Source organism: Bacillus sanguinis (assembly GCF_018332475.1).
Lineage (GTDB): Bacteria > Bacillota > Bacilli > Bacillales > Bacillaceae_G > Bacillus_A > Bacillus_A sanguinis.
Genome location: NZ_BOQB01000292.1, coordinates 1 through 6,729 on the forward strand (window position 1 = coordinate 1; position 6,729 = coordinate 6,729).

8 protein-coding genes are annotated in these 6,729 nt (G+C 35.7%); 2 read left to right on the forward strand and 6 right to left on the reverse strand.

The features are described 5' to 3' along the window. Nucleotides 1-34 precede the first annotated feature (34 nt). Nucleotides 35-208: a 50S ribosomal protein L32 gene (gene rpmF, locus KI369_RS24170; protein ID WP_001984764.1), complete on the reverse strand. Its 174-nt coding sequence runs from the start codon at nt 206-208 to the stop codon at nt 35-37. A 61-nt stretch (nt 209-269) separates the two neighbouring features. Continuing rightward, nucleotides 270-770 carry a YceD family protein gene (locus KI369_RS24175; RefSeq protein ID WP_000872144.1) on the reverse strand — a complete coding sequence of 167 codons (501 nt, stop codon included), beginning with the start codon at nt 768-770 and terminating at the stop codon, nt 270-272. A gap of 153 nt (nt 771-923) precedes the next feature. Between KI369_RS24175 and KI369_RS24180 the strand changes: the two genes are divergently transcribed. Next, nucleotides 924-2,165 carry a nucleotidyltransferase gene (locus KI369_RS24180; protein ID WP_212957754.1) on the forward strand — a complete coding sequence of 414 codons (1,242 nt, stop codon included), beginning with the start codon at nt 924-926 and terminating at the stop codon, nt 2,163-2,165. A 25-nt stretch (nt 2,166-2,190) separates the two neighbouring features. Here KI369_RS24180 and KI369_RS24185 read toward each other — a convergent pair whose 3' ends face one another. Together KI369_RS24185 and KI369_RS24190 are read right to left on the reverse strand one after the other, a co-directional pair. Further along, a complete protein-coding gene (locus KI369_RS24185) occupies nt 2,191-3,216 on the reverse strand; it encodes a SepM family pheromone-processing serine protease (protein WP_212957749.1) in 1,026 nt (341 codons plus the stop codon). Continuing rightward, entirely contained in the window at nt 3,209-4,000 is a 792-nt protein-coding gene (locus KI369_RS24190; RefSeq protein ID WP_212957750.1) for a patatin-like phospholipase family protein, read from the reverse strand. Before KI369_RS24190 ends, KI369_RS24185 begins: the two co-directional genes overlap by 8 nt. 113 nt (nt 4,001-4,113) lie before the next feature. Between KI369_RS24190 and ylbJ the strand changes: the two genes are divergently transcribed. Further along, complete coding sequence (gene ylbJ / locus KI369_RS24195; RefSeq protein ID WP_212957752.1) at nt 4,114-5,343, forward strand: dipicolinic acid transporter SpoVV; 1,230 nt, start codon at nt 4,114-4,116, stop codon at nt 5,341-5,343. On the opposite strand, the gene coaD is transcribed toward ylbJ, so the two are convergent. Both coaD and rsmD read right to left on the reverse strand, forming a co-directional pair. Then, entirely contained in the window at nt 5,335-5,826 is a 492-nt protein-coding gene (coaD, locus tag KI369_RS24200) for a pantetheine-phosphate adenylyltransferase (protein WP_000200598.1), read from the reverse strand. The genes ylbJ and coaD overlap by 9 nt on opposite strands. Then, nucleotides 5,823-6,389 (reverse strand): 16S rRNA (guanine(966)-N(2))-methyltransferase RsmD, encoded by a 567-nt coding sequence (gene rsmD / locus KI369_RS24205; protein ID WP_073516240.1) that lies wholly within the window; start codon nt 6,387-6,389, stop codon nt 5,823-5,825. The genes coaD and rsmD overlap by 4 nt, the downstream gene beginning before the upstream one ends. Between the last annotated feature and the right edge of the window lie 340 nt (nt 6,390-6,729).

Consider the following 6,729-nt stretch of genomic DNA (forward strand, 5'->3'; position numbering starts at 1 on the left):
GTAGAAGATATCTTCTACGTTTATTTTCCCGCAATTACTTGCTGATTACTTCTTTACCTTTGTAAGTACCGCATGCTTTACATACACGGTGAGCTAATTTCGCTTCACCACAGCTTGGGCACTCTACCATACCAGGTACTGATAATTTGAAATGCGTACGACGCTTTCTTTTTACTGTTTTAGAAGTTCTTCTAAAAGGTACAGCCATTCTTCCCACCTCCTTAAAAGAAATAGTTATTTTCATATGAAGGCCTGAACCAGTCTTCCGATTATTTGTCAAAAAACTTTGCAAGTCCTGCTAATCTTGGATCAACAGTCTTTTCTTTGTTTTCTTCCGAAATCACTTGCCAGTCTTGACCTTGCATCGGCGCTCCACCAGAAACATCATCACTGAAAATTTGCATTGGAATCTCCAAAAGTATATTTTCCTTGATTACGGGCAGTAAGTCAAGTACTTCTCCTTCTAAACAATGAATTTCAGCCTCAGTTTCAAATTCTTCTTGCGAAGTTTGGAACACCTCAGTTGTTTTAATGTCAAATGGTAATGTCACATCTACTAAAGAGCGAGAACACGGTAAAACCATGCTTCCAGTTATATGTAGATGGAACGTAAACTTACCGGAGCCAAAATCAACTCTTCCTGTTACATGAACAGGATTAATTTCACGAATATCTTTCTCGACCTCTTTTAGCTCACTTACATCTACCATCTCATCCAATGTCAATCCTTTATTTCTCAATTTATTCAATTGATGGATGGACCATTTCATATCATATCACCTCAAGGCAACAAACAAAATTATAGCTAGCCATTTTATATTTGTCAATGTTTTTTCTTTACACTATAATGAAGTCATCATAGTAAATATTATATAGAGTATCACGTTTTTCAAAAAGATGCTACATCGAAAGGAGAGATTACCATAAAAGCCAGTGGTATTGTTGTTGAATATAACCCTTTTCATAACGGTCATGATTATCATGTGCAACAAACAAAAAAGTTAACACACTCTGATATTACAATCGCTGTTATGAGTGGCCCTTTTTTACAGCGTGGTGAGCCAGCACTCATATCCAAATGGTATCGCACCAAAATGGCCTTATCATGCGGTGTAGACCTTGTTGTAGAGCTTCCATATGCCTTTTCAACACAAAAGGCTGAAACCTTTGCAAATGGCGCTATTTCCATTTTAAACGCCCTACACGTTTCTGAAATTTGTTTCGGTAGTGAAGATGGGAAAATAGAAAATTTTTACAACACCATTTCTGTGCAAAAAAATGAAGAAGAGACTTTTAATCATCTTGTAAAGCAATTTATGAACGCAGGTAATAGTTACGCAAAAGCTACATCTGAAGCTTTCTTACACATTTTACCTTCTGAAAAAAACATAGACATGTCACAACCAAATAATATTTTAGGTTTCCAATACATGAAAGCAATCCTGACGCAAAATAATTCTATACAAGCACAAACGATAAAAAGATTCGCATCTCATTATCATGATGAAACATTTAACGACCAACATATAGCAAGCGCAACAAGTATTCGCAAACAACTTTTTAGCAAAAATAGTTCCTTCGCAGAAATTGAGCCTTTTATCCCAAAAGCGACCGCTTCTCTTTTAGCAAGTTACAAACAAAACTACGGAATATTACATAATTGGGAACAATACTTTTCATTTTTTAAATACAAACTCATGACGATGTCTCCAGAAGACTTACGACATATATATGAAATAGAAGAAGGTTTAGAGCATCGTATTTTATCAAAAATACAAACCAATTCCTCCTTCCATTCATTCATGGAAGCATTAAAAACGAAGCGTTATACGTGGACTAGATTACAAAGAGCTTGTACACACATTTTAACAAATACAACAAAAGAAGAAATACATAGCGCAAATATAGAGCAGCATGCACCGTACATTCGTCTACTAGGCATGTCACAAAAAGGACAAACTTACCTTTCAAAAAACAAGAAAAAAATAGAGCTTCCAATCCTTACCCATACAAAAACATTTGACCATCCTACTTTACAGATAGAGCGAAAAGCCAATTCTGTATATTTCTCCATCCTGCAAGAACCATTACGAACACAACTACTAAAACAAGATGCAACACACCATCCAATTCGTTATGATGAAACAACTGCAAAATTTCTATAAAAAAACCTCTCTTTTCCAGAGAGGTTTATTTTTTCTCGCCCATTTTTTCCAAATACATTAATGCATCATCCAGCGTATCAACTGGTACAACTTTCATTTTTGTTTTAATATCTTTCGCAGCCTCAAGTGCATCTTTATAATTCGATTTCTCCGCACCTTTTTCATTTGGCGCAAAGAACACTTCAGCACCTGCATCACTTGCAGCGACCACTTTTTGCTGAATACCACCAATCGGGCCAATTTCTCCCTTTTCATTAATCGTCCCTGTTCCAGCTATTTCATGCCCTCTTGTTAAATCATCTTCCACAAGTTGATTATATATTTCTAATGTAAACATTAGACCTGCCGATGGTCCGCCTATTTCATGAGAATCAATTTTCACTTTCGGATCTACCACTAATTCTCTTTCCGTAACGATAGAAACCCCTATACCAACACGTCCATTTCCATTCGGAATGGTCTTTACATTTAAATTTTCTTTTAACTGTTTCCCATTCCTCTTGTACTCAATATTTACTGCGTCGCCTTCTTTTTTCCCTGTCATATATTCAATAAATTGCTCTGTCTTTTCAAATGTTTTTCCGTCGACAGCTATAATGACATCTCCAAGTTTAAGCTTCCCTTCTGACGGCATCCCTTTCGCTACACCAGCAACCAATACACCTTTATTTTCAAAAGAAACAGTACGATTTGCACGTTTATAAGCATTATAGATCGCTGCATTTTGCGAATCTTTCATCGCATAATTTTGGCGAAATTGATATTCTTCATCACTCTCACCTTTTTGCAATATTTCTTCCGCTTTCGAAATATGTGTATATTTATTAAACTGTGCCGCTATTAAATTCACCGCATTTGCTGGTCCCATCGAAACTGTGACAAGCATAAAATCACCAGATTCTTTCGTTCCACCCTCAACTTGAACGTAAGGCTCTAATTTGGCCGCCATTCCTGGTTTTGTTACATAATACGGTAAACGTACGTAAACAAGTAACATCGCCAATATAACCCCTATTAAAATTGCATATATAAACCGAAAACGCTTAAACATTATGTTTCTCCTTCCACTGCTCAATTAATAAAAAAATATTTGCAACATGTTTTTCCGCTTCAACTTCTCCCACTCGAATAATGGCTTCAATGTTTGTAAAAGCACGTGAACTAAATTGTTCTACAGCTGGTCGCATCATTAAATCCGATGCAATTTGTCGATTCATCACAAGCTCATGTTGCATAATTTCAATACTCTGCATAATTACATCATAAATAGACGTAACCTCCCCATTCACTTTAATCGGAGATACATCAACAGCAATAACAATATCAGCACCTAACTCTTTCACAACCGATACTGGAATGCGATCAATCACTCCGCCATCCACCAATAATCGTCCATCTATTTTTTCTGGTACAAATACTCCAGGTACAGATATGCTGGCTCTCACTGCCTCTGCAACAGGACCACTTGTAAAAACTACTTTTTCCCCCTTCAAGATGTCAGTAGCCACAACAGCCGTCGGGATATCTAACTCTTCTAAATTTTTATTATATGTAAACATTTTAATCATATCTTTGACACGTTTTCCAGCAATAAATCCCATTTTCGGAACCGTAAAATCTAAATAATATTTCCTCTTAAAAACATTTGCCAGTTTATACAGCCTTTCAACGTTTGAGCTAGCTGCATAAAATGTACCTACTAAAGCCCCCATACTACTTCCTGCAATCATATGAATCGGAATACCATTTTCCCTTAAAACTTTTATAACACCAATATGAGCAAATCCTTTTGCGCCCCCAGATCCAAGAGCTAAACCAATTTTCGGTTCTTTCATTTTTCTCACCCTTTAATTTTTTTCATTCCTTTTTCATACTTATGGTCTAAATTCACCACGTATCCACGTATACTGAAATGAACGTTTTTTGGGACAAAGGGGGATTTACTTACATGTATGAAAAATGGAAAACGGCTTTCCTTACCATATCAACACTCTTTTTAACCTTTTCTCTTGTACTCCACCCCCAAGCTGCTTTGCAAGCTTCCATTCGAGGGTTAAATATATGGTGGGAAGTTGTATTCCCTTCACTTTTACCGTTTTTCATCATTGCGGAACTTCTCATTAGTATTGGTGTTGTAAAATTTATAGGCGTTATATTAGAACCACTCATGCGACCACTTTTTCGCGTTCCAGGGATAGGCGGATTTGTTTGGGCAATGGGAATGGCTTCAGGATTCCCTGCTGGCGCCAAATTAAGCGCTAGACTGCGTAAAAGTAATCAGCTAACACAAATCGAAGCAGAGCGCCTCGTATCTTTTACAAACTCATCTAATCCACTTTTTATTTTTGGAGCTGTTTCTATCGGTTTTTTCAATAATCCGAAATTAGGAATCGTATTAGCTGCTGCACATTATTTAAGTAACTTTGCCGTCGGATTATTGATGCGTTTTTACGGCAATAACAACATTTCCACGAATGATAAACATACTATTACAAAACGTCCTTTTCAAAACCCTTTTTCAATCCTACACGAGACACGCATGCAAGAAAAAAGACCAATAGGAAAATTACTTGGGGACGCTATCGTTTCTTCTATTCAAACGTTACTTATGATTGGTGGATTTATTATTTTATTCTCTGTTTTAAATAAAATGATTACTGTATTTCATATTACAGCAGCACTTTCTCTTATTATGCAACATATTTTATCATTCTTCCAACTAACTACAGAATTTAGTATTCCGATATTATCAGGAATTTTTGAAATGACACTCGGAAGCCAAATGATCAGTCAAGTAAATGAAACACCCCTCCTGCAGCAAGCTATGGTAACAAGCTTTATTTTAGCATTTAGCGGCCTTTCTATTCAGGCACAAATTGCTAGCATATTAGCTGAAACAGATATCCGATTTAAGCCCTATTTTTTCGCACGAATTATCCAAAGTATTCTTGCTCCAATTTTTACTTTTATATTTTGGAAACCATTTTATGAAAAAGTAAGCTCTTTTTCACCTATGCAAAAAGATATCCCCGTATTTTTATCGAATCATTCTTCTATACTGCATAAAATTTGGACATCTTTCGTACACTACGGACCGATATTTACACTATTTTGTTTATATGTATATGTTATCTTATTATTTTTTCGTAGCAACAAAGAAAAACCCCGTTCACTTTAACGGGGTTTGAAACTTTTCTTTTAAAGCACGCTCTACAACAGGAGGCACAAGATCTACTACGCTTCCTCCATATCTCGCAACTTCTTTCACAATGCTCGAGCTTAAAAATGAATATTGATTGTTTGTCATAATAAAAAAGGTTTCAATATTTTCATCTAGTTTCCGATTCATAGAAGTGATTTGCATCTCATATTCAAAATCAGAAACAGCTCGTAACCCACGTAAAATCGCGTTTGCATTACGCATTTTTGCATACTCCACTAATAATCCACTATGTGAATCTACTTTTACATTCGGGATATCCTTTGTTGCTTCTCGAATTAAATCTAAGCGCTCTTCAACTGAAAAGAACGGTTTTTTTGACGAGTTATTTAAAACTACTACGTATACCTCATCAAATACTTTTGCTCCCCTTTTAATAATATCCAGATGCCCAAGGGTAATTGGGTCAAAACTTCCCGAAGAAATAGCTATACTAGTCATTCCGTCCCCTCACCTTCATACTTATAAATCGATATTGCTGTAATCCCATAATTTTCAGCTCTTACTTTTACAAGTCTCCCTATAGAATCAGGTAAAACCACATCATTACCATGCTCTGACATAATTAACCCATCTCTATGTAGCAATCCATGTTGATCCATCACACTAATTAAAGATACAATTTTTTGATCTTTATATGGAGGATCAATTAATATAAGATCGAATGATATTTCACGTTTTATAAGAGCCTTTACCGCACGTTCTGCATCATTTCGATATACTTCAGCTTGTTCCTGTATTCGACAACTTTCTAAATTTTGATGGATTACCTTTATCGCTTTATTATCTCGATCAACAAAGATTGCTTTATCAATCCCTCTACTTATAGCCTCGATTCCAAGACCACCACTACCGCCAAATAAATCAAGAGCGGTACCACCATCAAAATACGGGCCTATCATATTAAAAATTGATTCTTTTACTTTATCTGTCGTTGGACGTGTTGTATTACCTGGTACCGCTTTAAGTGGGTGCCCTTTACATTTTCCTGAAACTACTCTCATCTGTTGTCACTACCTTTATTTCAATCTATCGAGCAATTATAGAAAGCCTTTCTCCATTCAGTAACCGCTACCAAACTTTACTATTCCATGAAGTTTTCCATTCACCTTTCATCGAACAATAAGAGAACTCTTACTTAAAATAACCGCTCTGCATTTTTTATGTATTCATCTCACCATTTGCTAACACGAACCCATTATGTAAATTAGTTTCACTTTATCTTTTTTATCCTATCATAAAATAAAAAAAAGAAAAATAAAAAGCCCAACATAAAATTTAATTTCATGATGTATATCTTCATTTAGATTGGACATAAATAATTATAACAACATCACCTTCGAT